We start from the raw sequence: 18221 nt of genomic DNA, 5'->3' as shown, positions 1-18221 counted from the left end.
GCGCTCTATTCGGTGTAGGCCGGAAGGGTGCCCAGAGGCAGGGAGAACGGGGCGGCTTTGCCGTTCGCGGGCGCGAAGAGGAGTTCGCCGTGCCCGCTGTGGCCGACGCGCACGCCGAGGCGATACTCGCCGCGGCTGATCCGGTGATCGAAGGTCAGGTGCCGGCCGCCGGCGGGATCGTCGCCCACCGCGACCACGATGCGGTGCCCGTCCTCGACCAGCACCGGCCCGCTTCCCTCGTGCGCGTAGACCGCCTCGTCACCCAGCCGGAGCCGGCCGGGGGCGGCCAGTTCGAGCCACTCGCCGAGCACGTCGGCGCCCTCGAACCGGTGGGCGGCGAGGGACAGTCGTAAGGGGTAGCGGTCGCGCCCGTCCTGGCCGGCCGCGACCCTGGCCGCGCCGTACGCGGCGGCGTTGACGACCTCGTCGGGCGACAGCAGGAGCATGGCCCGCTCGTCCAGGCCGAGCGCCTCGCGAAGGGCCTCGTGCACGAGGGAGAAGGTGCCCGCGCCGCCGAGCGGGATCAGAACGTCGCCGGGCCGGCCGCCGAAGTCGCCCAGCCGGTCCCGCATGAGCGTGGCCGACTGCGCGGCCAGGTCGGCGACCTGGTGGACGAGCTCGTACATCTGCGCGGTCGTCAAGGTCCCGTAGGCCCGGGTGTCGCCCCACGCCTTGTCGCGTGCGACATGGGCGAGCAGCTTGCGCAGCCGCGCCTCCGACGCCTTGTCCCGCCGGTCGAAGCGCCGGTCGGTGACGTTCGCGCCCTGTAACCGGTCGACGGCGGCGCCGAGGTCGAGGGAGGCCCGATGCTCGCTGTCCAGGACATAGATCACGGAGTGGCCGAAAAAGCACAGGTAGAGGTCGATCCAGGCGGCGCCGACGTCGCACAGCAGGACCCGGTGGCCGGGGTCGATCCGCTGCTCGGCGCCGAGGTGGAGCAGGACCGCCCTGGGCAGGCTCAGGGTGGTGAAGTCGCGGAATCCGGCGCGGTGGGCGTTGGCGACCGTGCGCTCCCTGGCGCCCTCCGCGACCGCCAGGACCACGCGCTCGGGGCTGCCCTCGAAGCGCGTGGTGGCGCCCAGTTGCCTGATCAGGGCGGGCCCGGCCGGGCTCACCTCGGCCACCTTCACGTACGCCCAGCCCGCGTCGACACCCAGCCTCACGAGTCCTCCCGATCTGTCGTGCCGCCACGGCCGAAAAGCAGGTCGCGCATGAAGCGCAGCAGCGCGCCGAGCAGCTTGGGCCGGGCGGCTCGCGGCCGGCCGCCGGCGCGCCTGGCGCTCGCGGTCTCCAGCAGCCACTCCAGGCGGTCCACCTCGGCACGCAGGTAGCCGATGTCCCGCGGCACCCTGCGGCGGACCCATTCGGCGTAATCGGGGACACCCGGATGGTGCACGACGGCCTCCACCAGCCTGCGGCAGCCGGCGTCGGAGAGCACGCCGCGACGGGCCGACTCCTGCTGCAGGTAGCGGAGCAGCTCGTGGACGGCGCCCGGATCCCGGGAGCTCGGCCAGTGCGCCAGCAGCGGCCCCGGGTCGAACGCCGCACCCACCGACTCCAGCGCCAGCGTCCACAGCTGGGCCAGCTGCGGGGGCCGGGTGTCGTTCTCCGCCGCCGTCAGCAGGGACCGCACGGCCGGGTTGGCGTTGACCCGCTGCCGGTCGATGATCTCCGCCAGCGCCTTGTCCCGCCTTGCCAGCTCGTTCAGGAGGGGGTGCCGGTGGCCCAGCGGGGAGATGATCCGGCGGGCCACCTCCAGCTGCACCTGCCGCGCCGGGAGCTGCTCCCAGATCCTCGCGAAGCTTGCGGCGTACCGCCGTACGGCCTGGCCCTCCGCCGTGACCGCCCAGCGGGGCTCCGTCCCGACCAGGACGGCGAGCACGTCGAGGAGGGCGCCCGCCTCGATCGGCGCCTGCACGATGTCGGAGAGCAGCTTGGCGAGCTCCACCCGAGCGGGGACGGCCGGTCCCCCCGCGAGGCCGAGCAGGCGGGAGTACGGCGCGGGCTGGAGCACCACCTCCACCCGGGACGCGGCGGCCGCGGCCCGGAGCAGGATGACGAGCGCCATGTCGCCGCCGACGTCGTGGAGGCTGGTCAGCGTCTGCTCCGGCGGAGGCTTGGGCGGGGTGCGCAGCACCGAGGCGTAGGCCAGCAGCCAGATCGGGCAGGTCTCGGCGAACTCGCGCCCGGTGTAGTAGCGCACCCACGCGCGCAGGTCCTCCGCCGAGTTCTCCGCCACCAGCTGGGTGATCAGCTGGTAGAGGGCAAGAGGCCTGGCCAGCAGGGCCGCGCAGGTCAGGCGCCCGGGCGGGCCGCCCGGCACCAGCAGCGGGACCGCGGCGTCGTCCGGCACGGCGGGCTGGTCGAGCAGGCCGGCCAGCCAGTCGTCACGCCGGCCGTGCTGGTCCGCCAGCCTCAGGTAGGCGCGGGCCAGGCGCGGATCCCGTCCGGCGAGCCGCCGGCTCGCCAGCGCCAGCGCGACCGGCTCGACCGCCGGCCAGTGCGTGTCCAGTACCGCGAGATCCTCGGGCGCGGCCCGCTCCACCAGGCACCGCAGCAGCTCGGTCCGCTGCGCGTGCGTCAGCCGGTCGAAGGAGGGGTCGCGCACCGCGGCCCGCTGCTCCTCCGCCGGGACGCCGTCGTCGAGCCGGTGGATCACCGACAGGGCCTTGCTGTCCTGCAGCCTCTCCAGGGCGAGGCGCAGCTGAGGGCTGTTGAACTCCAGCGGTTCGCGCAACCCGCTCAGCCGGTGGAGCAGGTCGTTCGGGGCGGACTCCAGCATGGTGGAGATCCATCGCAGGTAGACCTGCGCGTCCTCGTCGGCCGGGGACGGCGGCGGCGCACCCCAGCGCACTTCCAGCTGCCGCGTTCTCGCCCACTTGCCGAACATCAGCCGGATGCGGTGGTCCGCGATGTTGTCGGCCCACGTGCTCGCCGTCAGCGAGGCCCGGATGCCGTACGGGAGGAAGGCGACGACGGCGTCCAGGCAGTCGAGCCGGTCGAGCGGGCTCAGCGGGGGCGCGTCGGTCAGCACGACCGGCCCTTCGAGCAGCAGCGCGGCCACCCCGGCGCACCACCGCAGCCCGACCTGCTCGGCCGTCTGCCGCACGCTGCCGAGGTAGGGCAGTTCGAGCCTGACCTGCTCGCCGCTCGGCCCCGGCGACGGGGCACGCAGGACGGCCTCGTAGAGGTCGCGGTAGCCGATGCCGACCTCGGCGCCGTCCTCATAGGGGAAGGTGAAGTACCGGGTCGGCATGATCGCCCGGTCGCTGGCGTCCAGCTCGTCCGACCATTCCCGCACCGCGACGGCCGACCAGCGGCGCCCGTCGCCGCTGGCCTCCGGGGCGCTGAAGGTCACCCAGGGCAGCGCGTCCAGGGCCCCGTCGCGGCGGCCGCGCGGGGTGCCCGGGTTGACGAGCCTGATGAGCTGCTCGAACCGCGTGTGATCGTCCTGGCCGAGGCTGCAGTCGACGATCCGGTAGTCCTCCGTCGCCCCGGGCGGCTTGGACATCACCGCCCACTCCGTGAGTACGCTCCGACCGCTCATCGTCTGCTCCGGAGCCTTCGTTCGAGCTCCAGAAAGGGCTCGATGACGTTGATCGGATTGATCTGGCTGATCCGGTTGCCCTGCACATTGGCGAATTTCCGGGCGTCGAAACGTTCGCCGTCGTAGCGCCGGAAACCGACGGAAGAGGAGACGAAATAGCAGGTGCGCGCCGGATCGAAATACTTTTCGATGATCTGGTCGACGCGCTGCCCGACGTCGGCGCCGAAATAGCGGCACGCCCAGGTGAAATAGGCCCTCGCATCATGATCTTTTACCCGCGGCGCGCCGTCCGGCCTGTCCTGGGTGCCCCAGCCGGCCGCGCGGGCGGGCATGAACACGCCCGGGTCATCCCACTTCGTCACGCAGACCGCGACCTCGAACGGCAGATAGAGCTTGGTCTCTCCGGATTTGACGAGCAGCGTGGTGATGTACTCCAGCATGCCGAACAGGTAGTCGGCGCTGTTGGAGTCGCGCCGCTCCCGGAGCGGGTCGAAGAGCAGCACGAAACCGTGGCACTGGGCGAGCTGGGAGGCCACCTGCTCCATGTCCGCGCTGCGGTCGTGGAAGTCGCCGCCGGGCCGGTCCTGGACGTGCAGCACGAAATGGGTCTCCGTGCCGTCCAGGCGCTGCCCCGCGAAGCCGAAGCGCAGCTCGCTGCCGGAGATGGTGGCCTCCGGGAAGCCGCCCTCGTTGATCAGGCGCTGCTTGCCCTCGGTGAGGAAGGCCCGCTCGCCGTCATCCATGCCCATGACCCGCCACCTGCCGTAATCGGTGGTGTTGTTGGCGACGTGGGCCAGCGCGTTGACGAAGGTCGTCTTGCCGCTGGCGCTGGCTCCCCACAGGCCGATCCGCATGCCCTTGGCCACGTCCGCGGGCGGGGCGAACGGGACGTCGGCGTCGTCGTCGGGGCCGGGCGGGAGCACGGCCGGGCGGGTGGGGGACACGGCCTCCGTCTCGAGTTCCGGCAGGCGGTCGGGCAGGCGCCGTACGGGCGGTTGCGGGGTCTCGGTCACGGCGACCCCTCCTCGCCGGCCGCGATCTGCGCGAACGGGAAGTCGCCCGCCAGCCCCAGGGCCTCCAGGAGGTCGTCGGCCGTCACCCTGTCCGCGTCGAAGCGGCCGTTCTCGCCGATGGCCTCCCACGACCGGTCCCCTTTGATCCGGCGTTCCCGGCTCACCACCGCGAGGCAGCGCGCGCCGTCCCGCTTGACCTGTTCGAGGCCGCGCTTCCAGGAACGCCGGCCGGGGCAGATCTCCGGCGTCAGCTTGCTGAACTGATCCGTGCCGCAGGGCATACGGTCTCCAAGGGTGAGCACGAACCGGGCGCTGCCATCTCGCCACGGGATCTCCGACGCGGCGTGCAGGGCGTCCGACAGCGCCGCCGTCGTGGGGTGGGGTGGGCCGTTGTCCCAGTCGTCGAGCCGGGCGCGGGCCTCGTCGGGGCGGCCGAGCGGGACGATGTCGACCACGGGCTCGGTGCGGTACAGCCGCCTGATGCCGTGGTCGCGGTAGCCCACCAGCCCGACCCGCAGCAGGTCGCGTGCGGCCAGTGCCCGGCTCGCCTTGGTGATCACCTCGCGGACCAGGCCGCGCCGGTCGAGGGAGATCCTGTCCTCGGCGGTGTTCAGCTCCAGCAGGAAGACCAGGTCGACGGTCCGCCGGCGCCGCGTCCAGACGGAGAACGACGTGTAGAGCTCGGACCAGGATCTGCGGTCGGGCTGCACCTCCTTGGTCTGGCCGACCAGGCGGACCCGGTCGACGCCGTCGAGCACCGCCCACAGCCCGGCGCTCTCTCCCGGCCCCAGCGGCAGCAAACCGCTGCCCACCAGCTCCCAGGTCTCGGGCGACCCCGACGTGAACCTGACCACCGGCAGGCACACCCCGGCGCTGATCGCCTCCGGCGCCTGGACGGTCAGCGCCTTCTGCACGTCCTTGCCCGGCACCGTGCCGGCCTCGAACAGCGTCCGCGTGACCAGCGAGGCCGTGCCCTCGTCGGCGTCGATCTGCCCCAGCACCAGCGCGTACGGCTCGCGCAGCGGCGACCGGTCGATCAGCTGCTGGACGGCCTTGTCGAAGTCCTCCCCATGGAGGGCGGCGACCGGCTGCCGGTGCCGGGCCAGCTCCCGCGCCACCCGGTCGAGCAGCGGCCAGCCCGGCCGCTCCAGCACGAGGGCCAGCGCCACCCGGCCGCTGGTGAGGGCGTACGCGCTGGCCAGCTGGGCGTAGAGGGCGTCGGCGTGGGAGGCGGCGTCCAGCACGCCGTCGGGCTGGTCGCCCACGCCGCCGGCCAGGACGAACCGGCAGATCGTACGGTCCGCCGGCAGGCCGGTGCCGATCTCCTCCCAGGTCCTGCTCCAGTCCGGGCCGTCCACCTCCAGCGGTGTCCCGTGCCTGCCCGCCTTGATCTTGCGAGCCGCCACCCGGTCCGCGCCCAGGCCGACGACCAGCAACCCCGAGATCTCGCCCCTGATCACGTGGCCGAGCATCTGGCTCAACACGTCCTTCAGCGGCCAGCGCGGCACCCGCTCGCCGCGGAGCCGGGTGCGGCAGCTCTCGACCGTCTCCTCGGAGGCCGAGGCGCCTCTGACGGCACGGTCGAGCAACTCCTGGAGCAGTTGCCCGTCCTCCTCGCCGGGAGCCCCCGCGGCCCGGAGCGCGGCGCGGATGTCGTGCCGGGCTTGGGCGCGTTCCAGTTGGGAACGGAAATTCCGGTGCAGGTCGGGGGTGGCCGGTCCGAGAATGAGCGGCGTGCGAATCCGCCAGCCACATTGGCCACATTGTTCGCTTGATGCCCAAGACCGACAGATAGGACATCTCACCATTTTTTTCCAGGGTGCTTTCTAGTCATGCGCAAACGTGCCCCTCCACACACCCCGAGCCCTCGCCCACCTGGCAATCAGGATATTTGTCGGCACGCCGTCATGTGATGCATCTCTTGCTTTTTGTTCAAGGTGCATCACCAAACGTAATAATCCCCGGAAAGGGTCGTCCTAAAGGGTGATCTCCGGCCCTTCTGAATTCTGGCGCGTGCGGCGATCGTGCGGTGTCAGGGGCGGTGGGCACGGACGATGAGGTCGGCGGCGTCGGCGGCGATGGCGTGCCGCCGTTCGGGTCGCAGCGGCAGCATCCCGTACGCCGTCTCGACCCGTCCCTCGGTGATCACCAGATGCGAGAACTGGCGCGCCGCCCTGGCCGGGTCCGGGACCCGCAGCCGCCCGTCGGCGTCGCGGTCGCGCAGGTAGCCGACCACCGCGCCGTCCGCCGACGCCGAGCTCTCGCGCCAGGTGCGCTGGAGCTGCGGATGGTGGGCCACCTCCGCGATGGTCAGCCGGTGCAGCGCCGACACGCGAGGTGAGAGCGCGATGTCGAGGATCCGCTCGCCGAGGGCGGTGAGGTCCTCGCGCGGATCGCCGCTCAAGGCGATGCCCGGCGTGCCCGCAGCGCCGCCTCCAGCCAGTGGGCCGCTCACCGCCGACCTGGCCTCCTGGATCGCGGCCAGGAACAGCTGCTCCTTGTCCCCGAAATGGCCGTACACCGTCTGCTTGCCCACCCCCGCCACCGCGGCGATGGCGTCCACGCTGGTCCGGGCGTACCCCTGGTCGGTGAAGACCTTGATCGCGGCGTCGAGGATGGCGCGGCGCTTGGCCGGGGAGCGTCGCGGGCCGTGCTCGGTCATGGTTCGTACGCACCTTTCTGGGTGAGGGCTAGTCTATGAGACGAGACGGTCTAGTCTAGTTTAGGGAGCGACGATGGACGCCGACGTCATCGTGGTGGGGGCCGGGCCCGTGGGGCTGCTGCTCGCCGCCGAGTTACGGCTCGCCGGAGCCAGGCCGCTGGTGCTGGAACGGCTCGCCGAGCCGAGCGCCGAGCCCAAGGCGCGCGGGATCGGCCCGCTGGCCGCCGAGGCGCTGCGCCGCCGGGGGCTGGGCGAGGCCCTGGACGCGTACCGGGAGCAAGGGGTTGCCGACAAGGCGCGCGACCACGGCAGCGAGAAGGGGCACTTCGCCCAGATCTTCAAGATCGACCCTGCCCTGCAGGAGGAGCCGGACCGGGTCGGCGCGCTGATCTGGCAACGGGACCTCGAACGGATCCTCGCCGAGCACCTCACCTCGCTCGCCGGAGACGTCGTGATGCGAGAGTGCGAGGTGGTCGCCCTGGTCCAGGACGACCGCGGCGTCACCGTCACCGTCGCCGGACCGGCCGGGGAGCGGCGTTTGTCCGCGCCGTACCTGGTCGGCTGCGACGGGGGACGCTCGACGGTGCGCAAGCTGGCCGGGTTCGGCTTCCCCGGCACCGAGCCCACGAGCGTCGTACGCCGGGTCCTGACCGACGCCCCCGGCCTCGACCGGCTCCCCGCGCCGGGCTGGACCGCCACGGGCAGGCTGATGCGGGCGCCCGGGATGGTGGCCACGATCGAGTTCGACGGGTTCCCCGAGGACCGCGGGCTGCCGCTGACCGCCGAGGAGATGCGCCAGAGCCTGCTCCGGGTGACGGGCGTGGACGTCGAGATCCCGCAGGTGCGCGGCCCGCTGCGGTTCACCGACGGCGCGCGCCAGGCGGCCACGTACCGGATCGGCCGGGTCCTGCTGGCCGGCGACGCCGCCCACGTCCACTCCCCGAACGGCGGCCAGGGGCTCAACCTCGGCCTCATGGACGCCGTCAACCTGGGCTGGAAGCTCGCCGCCACCGCCGCCGGGCGCGCCCCCGAGGGCCTGCTCGACACCTACACCGCGGAACGCCATCCCGTCGGCGCCGCCGTCCTGCACAACACGCGCGCCCAGTCCGCCCTGTCGCTGCCGGGGGAGCACGTGGCGGCCATGCGCGACATCGTGTCGGACCTGCTCGACCTCCCGGACGTCAACCGCTACTTCGGCCGGATGCTGAACGGGCTCGCCACCCGGTACGCCTTCCCGTACCCGGCCACGCACCCGCTGACCGGCCGCGCCTGCCCCGACCTGCGGCTGGTGACCGGTCCGGGGGAGACCCGCACGATCTCGGAGTTGTGCGGGAGCGGGCGGGCGCTGCTCGTCCACGCGCCGTCGCAGCCGGAGGTCGCGCAGGTGGCGGGGCCGTGGCGCGGGGCGCTGGACGTGGTCGAGGCGACCGTGACGGATCGCGACGATCTGGCGGCGGCGCTCGTCCGGCCGGACGGAGCGGTCGCGTGGGCGTCCGGCCCCGGTCCCGCCGACACGGTCACGCTGGTGACCGCCCTGCGCACGTGGCTGCCGCCCGCATGAGGCCCTGACCGTCAACCAGAGCGGACGGCACGGCTTCGCACACCCCCGCACGTTCGGCGACTCAGGTGGCCTCGGCGGCGGTGTGCGGCAGGGGCTCGAGCATGCGGTGCGGGCGCCGTAGGGCGCGGCTGACGGGGTCGTCCCGGAAGAGGTCGGCGCCGGGGCCGGGGCGTACCTCGATCTCGGCCAGCTCGGGGCGGAGGCCGCAGGCCGGGCACATGCCGTAACCGTCGATCCTGGTGTCGCAGGGCACGTGGCAGAAGATCCGCCGCGGCTTGGTCGACAGGTGGCGTTCGCCCCAGCTGCCAAGGACGAGGACGGCGGGCCAGAGCTCCTGCCCCATCTCGGTCAGGACGTACTCCTCGCGCGGCGGCGACTCCTGGTAGCGGCGGCGGCGCAGGACCCCGGCGTCCACGAGCGTGGTGAGGCGCTGGGACAGCACGGCCCGCGGGATGTCCAGGTGGGCCAGGAAGTCGCCGTAGCGGCGCACGCCGTAGAGGGCGTCGCGGATGACGAGCATCGTCCAGCGCTCGCCGACCAGCTCCAGGGAGCGGGCGAGGGAGCAGTCCTGGCCGTCGTAGTTCTTGCCGAGCGCCATGACCTCCAGGGTAATTCATTCATTGAACCTTGGCGTGTTAGCGTGTGCCTCCACAGTTCAATGAATGAACCAAGGAGACGCCGTGACACTCACCAGATCGGCTCCCGCCCCGACCGCCCCGCACGCGGCGGGCACGGTGGCCCTGGCGGCCTGCGCCGCCGCGCTGCTCGCATTGGTCACCTACACGGTGCCGATGGTCACGCTGTCCCAGGCCGCCGCCGACCTCGGCGCGGGCCCCACCGGTCCCGCGTGGATGCTGAACTCGATCTCGCTCGGCCTGTCCGCGCTCCTGCTGGTCGCGGGCGGGCTCGCCGACGACCACGGGCGCAGGCGCGCCTACGTCGCCGGCACCTGGGCGCTGGCCGCCGGAGCCCTGCTGGCGGCGCTCTCCACGAACACCGCGATGTTCGTCGTGGCCAGGCTGGTGCAGGGCGGGGCGAGCGCGGCCATGCTGGCGGGCAGCCTCGGCATGCTCGGGCACGCCTACCCGGGCGGCCCGGACCGCGTCCGGGTGACCGGCCGCTACGGCGCGATGCTGGGGCTGGGCATCGCCCTGGGGCCGCTGCTGTCCGGCTCGATCGCCGCCGCCTGGAGCTGGCGCGGCGTGCACCTCCTGATCGCCGTCGCCGGCGCGGTCCTGGCGGTGGCGGCCGGCCGGGTGCTGCCGGAGTCGCGCAGCGACCGCCGCCGCCCGCACGACCTGCCCGGCGCGGTCACGCTGGCGCTCGGCACCGCCGCGCTGCTCACCGGGGTCACCGAGGGCCGGCTGGGCTGGAACCGGCCCGTCGTGTACGCGTCGTTCGCCGCCGCGGTCGTGCTGCTGGCCGCGTTCACGCTGATCGAGAACCGCCGCCGCGAGCCCCTCATCGACCTCGGCCTGCTGCGCCGCCCGCTCTTCCTGGTGGCCACCTCGGGCGCGTTCGTCACGGGGATCGCCGTCATCGGGATGATGAGCTACCTGCCCACCGTGCTCCAGGTGACCCGCTCGCTCACCCCGCTCACCAGCGCCGTGCTGTTCTCGCTGTGGTCGGGCATGTCGTTCCTGGCCTCCCTGCTGGCCCGGCACCTGCGCGTCCACTCGGGCGTCCGCCTCGCGCTCGGCCTGCTCCTGTCCGCCGCCGGAGCCCTGCTCACGCTCGGGGTCGCGGACGCCGCCCCCTGGACGCGGGTCGTCGCCGGCCTGGTGGTGGGCGGCGTCGGCAGCGGGCTCATCAACGCCTCGCTGACCCATCTGGCCATCGAGAGCGTGCCGATCGCGCGGGCGAGCATGGGCTCGGGCGCCAACAACACCGCCCGTTACGTCGGCTCCTCCCTGGGTGTGGCCGCCATGACCACCACGATCGGAGCGCTCGGCTGGCAGCACGGCACCGACGTCACCACGGTCGCCTACGCCCTCATCGCCGCCCTCGCCGCCGCCCTCACCCTCGCCCTGGGCCGCTCCCGCGCCTGAGCGCCCGTCCGGTGGCGATCAGGGGGTGAGGACCAGGCGGCCGCGCAGGCCGCCCTTGGCCAGGCGGCGGTGGGCGGCGGCGACCTCCTCCAGGGGCAGGACCTCGGCCACGCGCAGGGTGAGGGAGCCCGCCTCGACGAGCGCGACCAGGTCCGCGAGGCGGGCGCCGTCGGCGCGGATCCAGTGGTTGAACACCTGGGTCCCGCGCAACGGCAGCGGCGCCCCGCCCGCGACCAGCGCGGCGAAGACGCCGCCCGAGCGGACGGCGTCCAGGGCCGCCGCCCCGGTCACCGCGGCGTCCAGCGCCCCGTCCACGCCGCCCGGCACGAGAGCGCGTACGGCCTCGCCCAGCCGCGCCGTACGCGGCACGAACCACTCGGCGCCGAGCCCGCGCACCAGCGCCTCGTCCTCGGCGCCGGCCACCGCGACCACCCGCAGCCCGCGCGCGGCGGCCAGCTGCACGGCGAACCCGCCCACGGCCCCGGTCGCGCCCGTGACCAGCACCGTCCGCCCGGCGGCCAGCTCCAGCCGGTCGAGCGCCTGCACCGCGGTAAGCCCGTTGAGCGGCAACGTCGCGGCCTCCACCGGCGAATGTCCCGACGGCGCGCGGGTGACCGCGTCCGCGTCGAGGACGACGTACTCGGCCTGGGCGCCGAGCGGCACGTCGAGGCGGTCCTTCAGGCCGACCACCCGCTCGCCCGGCACGACACCGGTCACGCCCGGGCCCACCTCGTCCACGGTCCCGGCCACGTCCCAGCCGATGCCGATCACGTCCCGGGCCGGCAGCAGGCCCGCCTCGCTGAGCGCCCCGGACCGGGTGGCCAGATCGACGGGATTGACCGTCGCCGCCTCGACCCGGACGCGGACCTGCCGCTCCCGGACCGCGGGCACCGGCACCTCCGCGACCTCCAGCACCTCGGGCCCGCCGAAAGCGTGAATGACGACTGCGCGCATCGAGAACTCCCTCCTCAGGTTTTCGCTGCGCCCAACCTACGGAGAGCTGCTCTCCGCTGGGAAGTGCGCACCTCAAGGTGCGTACCGCACGCGGACGAGCGCGGCTCGGATAGCTTTTACAGCCGAAGTGGCAGGCGGCGAGGAGCGAAGCGGGTGACGGGAACGGAGCGGCCCAGCGCGATCGGCCAGGCGCTGCTGGCGATCGGCGACCAGTGGACGCTGCTGATCCTGCAGCGGGCCTTCCTCCTGCACGTCCGGCGCTTCGCCGACTGGCGGGACGAGCTGGGCATGTCGGAGTCGGTGCTGGCCAACCGGCTCAAGGAACTGGTCGCCGGCGACCTGCTGCGGCCGGTGCCCTACCGGGAACAGGGCCGCACCCGCACCGAATACCTCCTGACCGATCGCGCGATCGCGCTGTGGCCGCTGCTCGTGGAGATCTGGTCGTGGGAGCGCAGGTGGGTGCCGCGCCGCCACGGGCTGCCGGAGCTGGCGCACGACGTCTGCGGCCGGCGTACGGACGTGGAGCTGGGCTGCGCGAGCTGCGGCGGGGCGCCGGTCACCGCGCGCGACACCGAGACCGTGCGGGGCGCGGCCACGTTCGCCCAGGTGACGGTGGCCCGCCATCACCTGGTGCCGGTGAGCACGGAGCGCGATCCGGGCGGGGTGGCCACGCTGAAGGCGCTGAGCGGCTGATTGGTCTGCCCCCGGCGTCCTGAAGGGCGGAGAGCGTACAACCAGCGGTTGTCCGTCGAGCGCGTCGGTTGTTTGTTTCCCGGGTGGTTCCAGGTGTTGGATCGCCTCCGGCAAAGGGGGCGCAATGGCGGAAGACGCCGGGCTGGGGCGGGATTTCGGGTGGTTGTGGCGGGCCTTCGCGGTCAGCAGCCTGGGCACGATGCTGGCGCTGGACGCGATTCCGCTGATCGCCATCCTCGCCCTCGACGTCAGCGCGACCCAGGTGTCCTGGATCGCGGCGGCCGGCGGGGCGGCCGGCGTCCTGCTCGCGGTCCCGCTGGGGCCGTGGGTCGAGTTCCGGCCCAAGCGGCCGCTGATGATCCGTGCCGACCTGCTGCGCTTCCTCGTCCTGCTCACCGTGCCCGTCGCCTATGGCCTGGGGGTGCTGAGCTACGTACAGCTGCTGGTGGTGGCCGTGGTGGTCGCCGCGGCCGACATCGTCTTCGTCGGGGCCAGCGGCGCGCATCTGAAAGCCCTCGTCCCCGAGCGGCACCTGATGCGGGCCAACGGCCGGTTCGAGACCGCCATGTGGATCTCGACGGCGATCGGCCCGCCGGCGGGCGGCGCGCTCGTCGGGACGCTGGGACCCGTCGTCACGACCGTCCTGAACGCCACCAGCTACCTGCTGTCCGCGCTGGGCCTGCGCGCGATCTCCGCGCCCGAGCCCGCGCCTCCCGTGCGCGGCGCCGGCGCGTCGCGCCTGGCCGAGGTCGTCGAGGGCTGGCGCGTCATCGCCACGGACCCCGTGCTGCGCCTGCTGTTCGCCAACACCGCGCTGGTCTCCGCGCTCATCATGGCGACCGCGCCGCTGCTGACGTACCTGATGCTGAACGACCTGCACTTCACACCCCTGGAGTACGGGCTCGGCTTCGGCATTCCCTGCCTGGGCGGCCTGGCGGGTTCCCGGTTGTCCGCGCCGCTGGTCCGGCGTTTCGGGCGGCGCCGGATCCTGCTCGGCTTCGGCGTGGCCAGGGCTCTCTGGCTCGTCGGGCTCGCCTTCGTGGGGCCCGGCACGGGCGGGCTCCTCGTCGTGATCGGGGTCGAGCTGGCGATGATCTTCTGCATGGGCGTCTACAACCCCGTCTACGTCACCTACCGGTTGCGCAGCGCCCCGAACGACGCGCTGGCCCGCGTCCTCACCGCCTGGACGATCAGCGGGCGCGCGGTCACCGCCGCCGCCACGGCCCTGTGGGGCGGGCTGGCCTGGTTGACGGGTCCGCGCGTCGCGATCGCGGTGGCCGGGATCCTGCTCATCGGCACCGGCGCCCTCCTGCCCTGGCGGGAACGCACGATGGCCGGTCACCGTTGACTACGGAGAGTATTAGCTGGCGACCCGGTACCCGTATATCCGCAGATCAGCCATCATGTTGCTGAGGGGAGCCACAGGTGAGCGTCACTCGTGGTGATACCGGGAGGTCGGAATGAGATGGCGAAACGGCTGTTTCCACGCTCGATCCGGGCGCGGCTGACCACGGTCGCCACCCTGGCGGCGGCGGTCGTCTTCACCATCACGGCCGCCATCACGCTGGCCACCGCGCCCGCCAACCTGCGCGGGGCCGTGCAGACCAGGCTGGAGCTGGCCGTCCGCCGGGTGGCCGGCGAGCTGGAGTCGGGAGAGTTCCACACGGTGCTGCAGACGCCGTCGCGGGTCCAGCTCCTGCAGGTGGTCTCGGCCCGTGGCAACGTGATCGCGACCAGCCCCGGCGTGAGCGAGATCCCGACCTTGATGAGGTTCCGGGCGGACCAGCCCGAGAAGATCTACACGACCGAGCTCACGCTGTCGCGCCATCTCACCGAGCCCGAGGCCCACTACCTGGTCATGGCCTTGAAGGTGAACTCGCCGATCGGTGTCACCACGGTGTACGGGGCGGCCTCGCTGACCGACGTGGACAAGGCCCTCAATTGGGTAGAAGTCCTGATGTTCCTCGGCATCCCGCTCATCCTGCTGAGCGTGGCCGGCATCGCGTGGGCCGTGGTCGGGGCCGCCCTGCGCCCGGTCGAACGCGTACGGGCCGAGATGGCCGAGATCACCGGCCAGGACCTCAGCAGGCGCGTACCCGTGCCCGACACCGGCGACGAGATCACCGACCTGGCCACCACCACCAACCACACGCTCGACCGCCTCGAACGCACGGTCGAGACCCAGCGCCGCTTCGTCGCCGACGCCTCCCACGAGCTGCGCAGCCCCATCTCGGCCCTGCGCGCCCAGCTGGAGGTGGCCAGCGCCTACCCCGACGAGACCGACTGGAGAGCCACCGGCGAGCAGGCGCTGGCCGCCGCCGACCGCCTGACCGGCATCATCGACGAGCTGCTGATGCTGGCCCGGCTGGACGCCGGCGCGGTCAGCGAGCGCCGCGTGGTGGACCTGGTCCGCGTCGCCGAGGACCAGATCCGCCGCCGCACGGGCGGCCGGGTGCCCATCCTCCCCGACCTGTGCGCCTCGGCCCCCGTCTACGGCTCCCCCATGCAGCTCGACCGGCTCCTGACCAACCTGCTCGACAACGCCACCCGGCACGCCGCCACCCGGATCGACCTGGAGGTCTCGGTGGAAGGCGACAAGGTGATCGTCACCGTGACCGACGACGGCGACGGCATCCCGCCACAGGACAGGGAGCGCGTCTTCGAACGCTTCACCCGCCTGGCCCCCGCCCGCGCCAAGGACAAGGGCGGCAGCGGCCTCGGCCTGGCCCTGTGCCGCGACATCGCCACGGCCCACGACGGCACCCTCAGCCTCGCCGACCACTCACCCGGCGCCCGCTTCGTGGCCGTCTTCCCGGCGCCCGAGCACGCCTGACACCGCATATTGAGCACGTGTCGAGTGCCCTCAGACCGGCCGGAACGCCCTGACGGCCAGTACGGACGGGACGGGCCGGTCCTGCGGTTCGTACACGCGCTCGATGGCCAGCCCGCCGTCGACGAAGGCGTTCATGAGGTCGGCCAGCGGCACGTGGCTCATCCCGACCCGGTCCCGCACCCCGCCCTGGCGCCACCATGGCGAGCGCTTGTGCCACCCCTTGATCCGGTACGTGGGATGGATGATCACCGCACCGTCCTCGCGGGATTCGATGTGGGGGCCGTTGAAGCACGGGTGCACCCCGTAGAACAGCAGCCGGCCGCCCGGCCGCAGGACCCTGGCCGCCTCCCGCAGCAGCCCGGCGAAGTCGGGGATGTCGGTCGAGACCCAGATGGCGGTGACGGTGCCGAACGTGCCCGCGGCGAACGGCAGGGCCGTGGCGTCGCCCTGGAGGAGGGGAGCGGGGTCCCGGCGGCGGGCCAGGCGCAACTGGTCGGCGGAGCGGTCGAGGCCGGCGACGGTCCGGCCGGTGGAGCGGATGGCGTCGAGATAGAGGCCGGTGCCGCAGCCCACGTCCAGGCACGGCCCCTCGCCGGGGCCGAGGAGCTCGACGATGTCCTGCGTGGTGACGTGGGCGTTGGAGCCGATGTACTCGTCGTACCACTCGGCCTGCCCGTCATAACGCGCGGTCATGATCTATTCATACCTGCCGCGGCGGGGCGTCGGGACGTCCTTGCAAGGGCGGTCAAGGAAAATTACTCGCCAAAGCTATACAAATCGGACTTAAGGCCATAATCTCGACATGCCCCAGCCCGGGGAGCTGGCTGGGGCACCAAATCTCATGGCGCCCGGCCACTCGCACCGGTGGTCGCCGCCCCATCCCGGCGCCTGCTCGCCGAGGCCCTGGTCAGGGGACCGTACGCGGTGGTCCTGCTTTCGGCGCTCGCCCGCGTGGCACCCCGGGCGGTCCTCCGGGCGGCCGGTCACCACGGCGGGGAGGCCGTCCAGTTCGGCCTGTCGGCAAGGTCCAGCGAGGTACGGCCGGCGCAGCTCTGTGAAGGCGGGCTGCTGGTCGACTAGCTGAGCAAACCTCGTCGATACCCCTCGCCCACGGCGGCGGCGCGGTCGCGGACGTCGAGTTTGTCGTAGATGTGCAGCAGGTGGGTCTTGATGCTGGCCTCGCTGATGAAGAGTTTGGCCGCTGCCTGGCGATTGGAGGCGCCTTCGGCGACGAGGGCGAGGACTTGGAGCTCGCGGTCGGTAAGGGCAGCCTTGACCGGTTTGCGTACCTGGCCCATCAGGCGGCCCACGACGGAGGGGGACAGGACCGGCTCGCCGGCGGCTGCGGCGCGGACGGCGCGCAGGAGTTCGTCGGTGGGGGCGTCCTTGAGGAGGTAGCCGGTGGCGCCGGCTTCGATGGCGGGCAGGACGTCGGAGTCGCCGTCGAAGGTGGTCAGGACGAGGGTCTTGATGTGGGGGTGGGATTGGCGCAGGGCGGTGATGGCCGTGACGCCGTCCATTTCGGGCATGCGCAGGTCCATGAGGACGACATCGACCTGGAGTGCGGCGGCGCGGTCGATGCCTTCGCGGCCGTTGGTGGCTTCGCCGGCGACGTGGATGTCGGGTTCGGCCTCGAAGGCGGCCCGCAGTCCGTGGCGGACGATGGGGTGGTCGTCGACGATGAGGAGGCGGATCACCGGGGGTTTCCTTGGAGCGCGGGGACGGTGGCGCTGACGGCGGTGCCCTCGCCGGGCGTGCTCTCGATTTCGAGGGAGCCGCCGACGCCGCGTAGGCGTTGTCTCATGCTGCTGAGGCCGAATCCTCTGCTGTTGAGGTTGTGGATGCCGGTGCCGTCATCGCGGATGTCGAGGAGGACGACGGTGCCGGTGTAGGAGAGGGTGAGGCCGGCGCGGGTGGCGCCCGCGTGTTTGGCGACGTTGGCGAGGGCTTCCTGGGCGACGCGGAAGAGGGTGACCTCGATGGCGGGGCTGAGGGGGACGCGGTCGCCGGTCACTTCGACGTGGAGGTCGACGCCGGTGGTCTGGGTCCAGTTGCGGGCCAGCGTGGTCATGGCTTCGGGGAGGTGGGCGTCCTCCAGTTGGTGGGGCTGGAGGGCGGCGACGGAGCGGCGGGCTTCGGTGAGGCTGTCCTGGGCCAGGTCGAGCGCGAGTTCGAGGTGGGTGCCGGAGTCCTCGACGCGTTGGGCGGCGCGTAGCTGGGTGATGATGCCGGTGAGGCCTTGGGCGAGGGTGTCGTGGATCTCGCGTGCCATGCGCTGGCGTTCGTCGAGGATGCCGGCCTGGTGGGCTTGGGTGAGGAGCTGGGCGTGGAGGTCGGCGTTCTCCTCCAGGGCGGTTTGAAGGTCGCTGACTGCTTTCCGGTATTTGCGCTGCCGGTCCTCGATCTTGATACCGGCGATTTGGCCGCCGCCGATGGCGATGGTCTGCACCACGACGATCGCCACGTGGAAGGCGATGAGCTGGATGGTGGCCTGCGACCAATCGAGCGTCGATCCGTACAGGACGACGGAGGTGGCGGCGACGGCGGCGAAGGTCCACTTGGAGGGAGCGAAGTTGGCGGCGAGGAAGAAGCCGGAGATGCAGTAGATGATGAAGATGGGGTTGTGGAAGGTCAGCAGCGCGGCGGTGGCCAGGACGCCGGCGAAGTGAATGGTGACGGCGATCCTCCGCCGGCGCACGGCGGCGGGGAGGAGGACGCGGGCACCGACAATCCAGGCGAGGGCCAGGGCGGTGAACGCGAGGGTGCGGGGGATCCCGCCTTCGGGTTGGTCGGGTGAGGCCAGGCTGATGGCGAGGGAAGCCGCGAGGGTGACGTAGGGGACGATCTCGACGACGCGCTCGAAGCGTCGTTCCCAGGTGGAGGGCGGGAAGGGGTCGTTCATCCGGGGCG

The 18221-nt window shown here is 72.5% G+C and carries 16 protein-coding genes; 6 read left to right on the top strand and 10 right to left on the bottom strand.

Annotation, left to right across the window (positions count from 1 at the left end; translation table 11 throughout):
• Positions 1-5: 5 nt before the first annotated feature.
• The 5 genes from HD596_RS54955 to HD596_RS54935 all read right to left on the bottom strand — a co-directional run bounded on the left by HD596_RS54955 (position 6) and on the right by HD596_RS54935 (position 7222).
• Positions 6-1163 carry an acetate and sugar kinases/Hsc70/actin family protein gene (locus HD596_RS54955; RefSeq protein ID WP_185077346.1) on the bottom strand — a complete coding sequence of 386 codons (1158 nt, stop codon included), beginning with the start codon at positions 1161-1163 and terminating at the stop codon, positions 6-8.
• Complete coding sequence (locus HD596_RS54950) at positions 1160-3547, bottom strand: hypothetical protein (protein WP_185077345.1); 2388 nt, start codon at positions 3545-3547, stop codon at positions 1160-1162. The genes HD596_RS54955 and HD596_RS54950 overlap by 4 nt, the downstream gene beginning before the upstream one ends.
• On the bottom strand, positions 3544-4560 hold the full coding sequence (locus tag HD596_RS54945; protein WP_185077344.1) for a P-loop NTPase family protein: 1017 nt from the start codon (positions 4558-4560) through the stop codon (positions 3544-3546). Before HD596_RS54945 ends, HD596_RS54950 begins: the two co-directional genes overlap by 4 nt.
• On the bottom strand, positions 4557-6149 hold the full coding sequence (locus HD596_RS54940; RefSeq protein WP_185077343.1) for a hypothetical protein: 1593 nt from the start codon (positions 6147-6149) through the stop codon (positions 4557-4559). Before HD596_RS54940 ends, HD596_RS54945 begins: the two co-directional genes overlap by 4 nt.
• Before the next feature lie 443 nt (positions 6150-6592).
• A complete protein-coding gene (locus HD596_RS54935; RefSeq protein ID WP_185077342.1) occupies positions 6593-7222 on the bottom strand; it encodes a TetR/AcrR family transcriptional regulator in 630 nt (209 codons plus the stop codon).
• A gap of 73 nt (positions 7223-7295) precedes the next feature.
• Here HD596_RS54935 and HD596_RS54930 point away from each other — a divergent pair, with 73 nt between their 5' ends.
• Positions 7296-8783: an FAD-dependent monooxygenase gene (locus HD596_RS54930; RefSeq protein WP_185077341.1), complete on the top strand. Its 1488-nt coding sequence runs from the start codon at positions 7296-7298 to the stop codon at positions 8781-8783.
• A gap of 61 nt (positions 8784-8844) precedes the next feature.
• Here the strand turns inward: HD596_RS54930 and HD596_RS54925 are convergent, their stop codons facing one another.
• Positions 8845-9381: a winged helix-turn-helix transcriptional regulator gene (locus HD596_RS54925; protein ID WP_185077340.1), complete on the bottom strand. Its 537-nt coding sequence runs from the start codon at positions 9379-9381 to the stop codon at positions 8845-8847.
• A gap of 82 nt (positions 9382-9463) precedes the next feature.
• On the opposite strand from HD596_RS54925, the gene HD596_RS54920 reads away from it, so the two are divergent.
• Positions 9464-10831 (top strand): MFS transporter, encoded by a 1368-nt coding sequence (locus HD596_RS54920; protein ID WP_221520050.1) that lies wholly within the window; start codon positions 9464-9466, stop codon positions 10829-10831.
• An 18-nt stretch (positions 10832-10849) separates the two neighbouring features.
• Here the strand turns inward: HD596_RS54920 and HD596_RS54915 are convergent, their stop codons facing one another.
• A complete protein-coding gene (locus tag HD596_RS54915; protein WP_185077338.1) occupies positions 10850-11785 on the bottom strand; it encodes an NADP-dependent oxidoreductase in 936 nt (311 codons plus the stop codon).
• A gap of 153 nt (positions 11786-11938) precedes the next feature.
• Here HD596_RS54915 and HD596_RS54910 point away from each other — a divergent pair, with 153 nt between their 5' ends.
• The 3 genes from HD596_RS54910 to HD596_RS54900 all read left to right on the top strand — a co-directional run bounded on the left by HD596_RS54910 (position 11939) and on the right by HD596_RS54900 (position 15311).
• The gene (locus HD596_RS54910) at positions 11939-12478 is read left to right on the top strand and encodes a winged helix-turn-helix transcriptional regulator (protein WP_185077337.1); all 540 of its coding nucleotides are present in this window, start codon (positions 11939-11941) and stop codon (positions 12476-12478) included.
• A gap of 124 nt (positions 12479-12602) precedes the next feature.
• A complete protein-coding gene (locus tag HD596_RS54905; protein ID WP_185077336.1) occupies positions 12603-13826 on the top strand; it encodes an MFS transporter in 1224 nt (407 codons plus the stop codon).
• Between the two features lie 117 nt (positions 13827-13943).
• A complete protein-coding gene (locus HD596_RS54900) occupies positions 13944-15311 on the top strand; it encodes a sensor histidine kinase (protein ID WP_185077335.1) in 1368 nt (455 codons plus the stop codon).
• Positions 15312-15341: 30 nt separating this feature from the next.
• Here HD596_RS54900 and HD596_RS54895 read toward each other — a convergent pair whose 3' ends face one another.
• Entirely contained in the window at positions 15342-16004 is a 663-nt protein-coding gene (locus tag HD596_RS54895; protein WP_185077334.1) for a class I SAM-dependent methyltransferase, read from the bottom strand.
• Positions 16005-16175: 171 nt separating this feature from the next.
• On the opposite strand from HD596_RS54895, the gene HD596_RS54890 reads away from it, so the two are divergent.
• Positions 16176-16391 (top strand): hypothetical protein, encoded by a 216-nt coding sequence (locus HD596_RS54890; RefSeq protein ID WP_185077333.1) that lies wholly within the window; start codon positions 16176-16178, stop codon positions 16389-16391.
• Here HD596_RS54890 and HD596_RS54885 read toward each other — a convergent pair.
• Both HD596_RS54885 and HD596_RS54880 read right to left on the bottom strand, forming a co-directional pair.
• Positions 16388-17008, bottom strand: coding sequence for a response regulator (locus tag HD596_RS54885; protein ID WP_185077332.1), 621 nt, complete (start codon positions 17006-17008; stop codon positions 16388-16390). The two genes, HD596_RS54890 and HD596_RS54885, sit on opposite strands and share 4 nt — an antisense overlap.
• Positions 17005-18213: a sensor histidine kinase gene (locus HD596_RS54880; protein ID WP_185077331.1), complete on the bottom strand. Its 1209-nt coding sequence runs from the start codon at positions 18211-18213 to the stop codon at positions 17005-17007. Before HD596_RS54880 ends, HD596_RS54885 begins: the two co-directional genes overlap by 4 nt.
• Positions 18214-18221 lie beyond the last annotated feature (8 nt).

The sequence above is a fragment of the Nonomuraea jabiensis genome (genome assembly GCF_014204795.1).
Taxonomy (GTDB): Bacteria; Actinomycetota; Actinomycetes; order Streptosporangiales; family Streptosporangiaceae; genus Nonomuraea; species Nonomuraea jabiensis.
The sequence above is the reverse complement of the archived record's forward strand: the minus strand, read 5'-3'. Positions and strand labels throughout refer to the sequence as shown.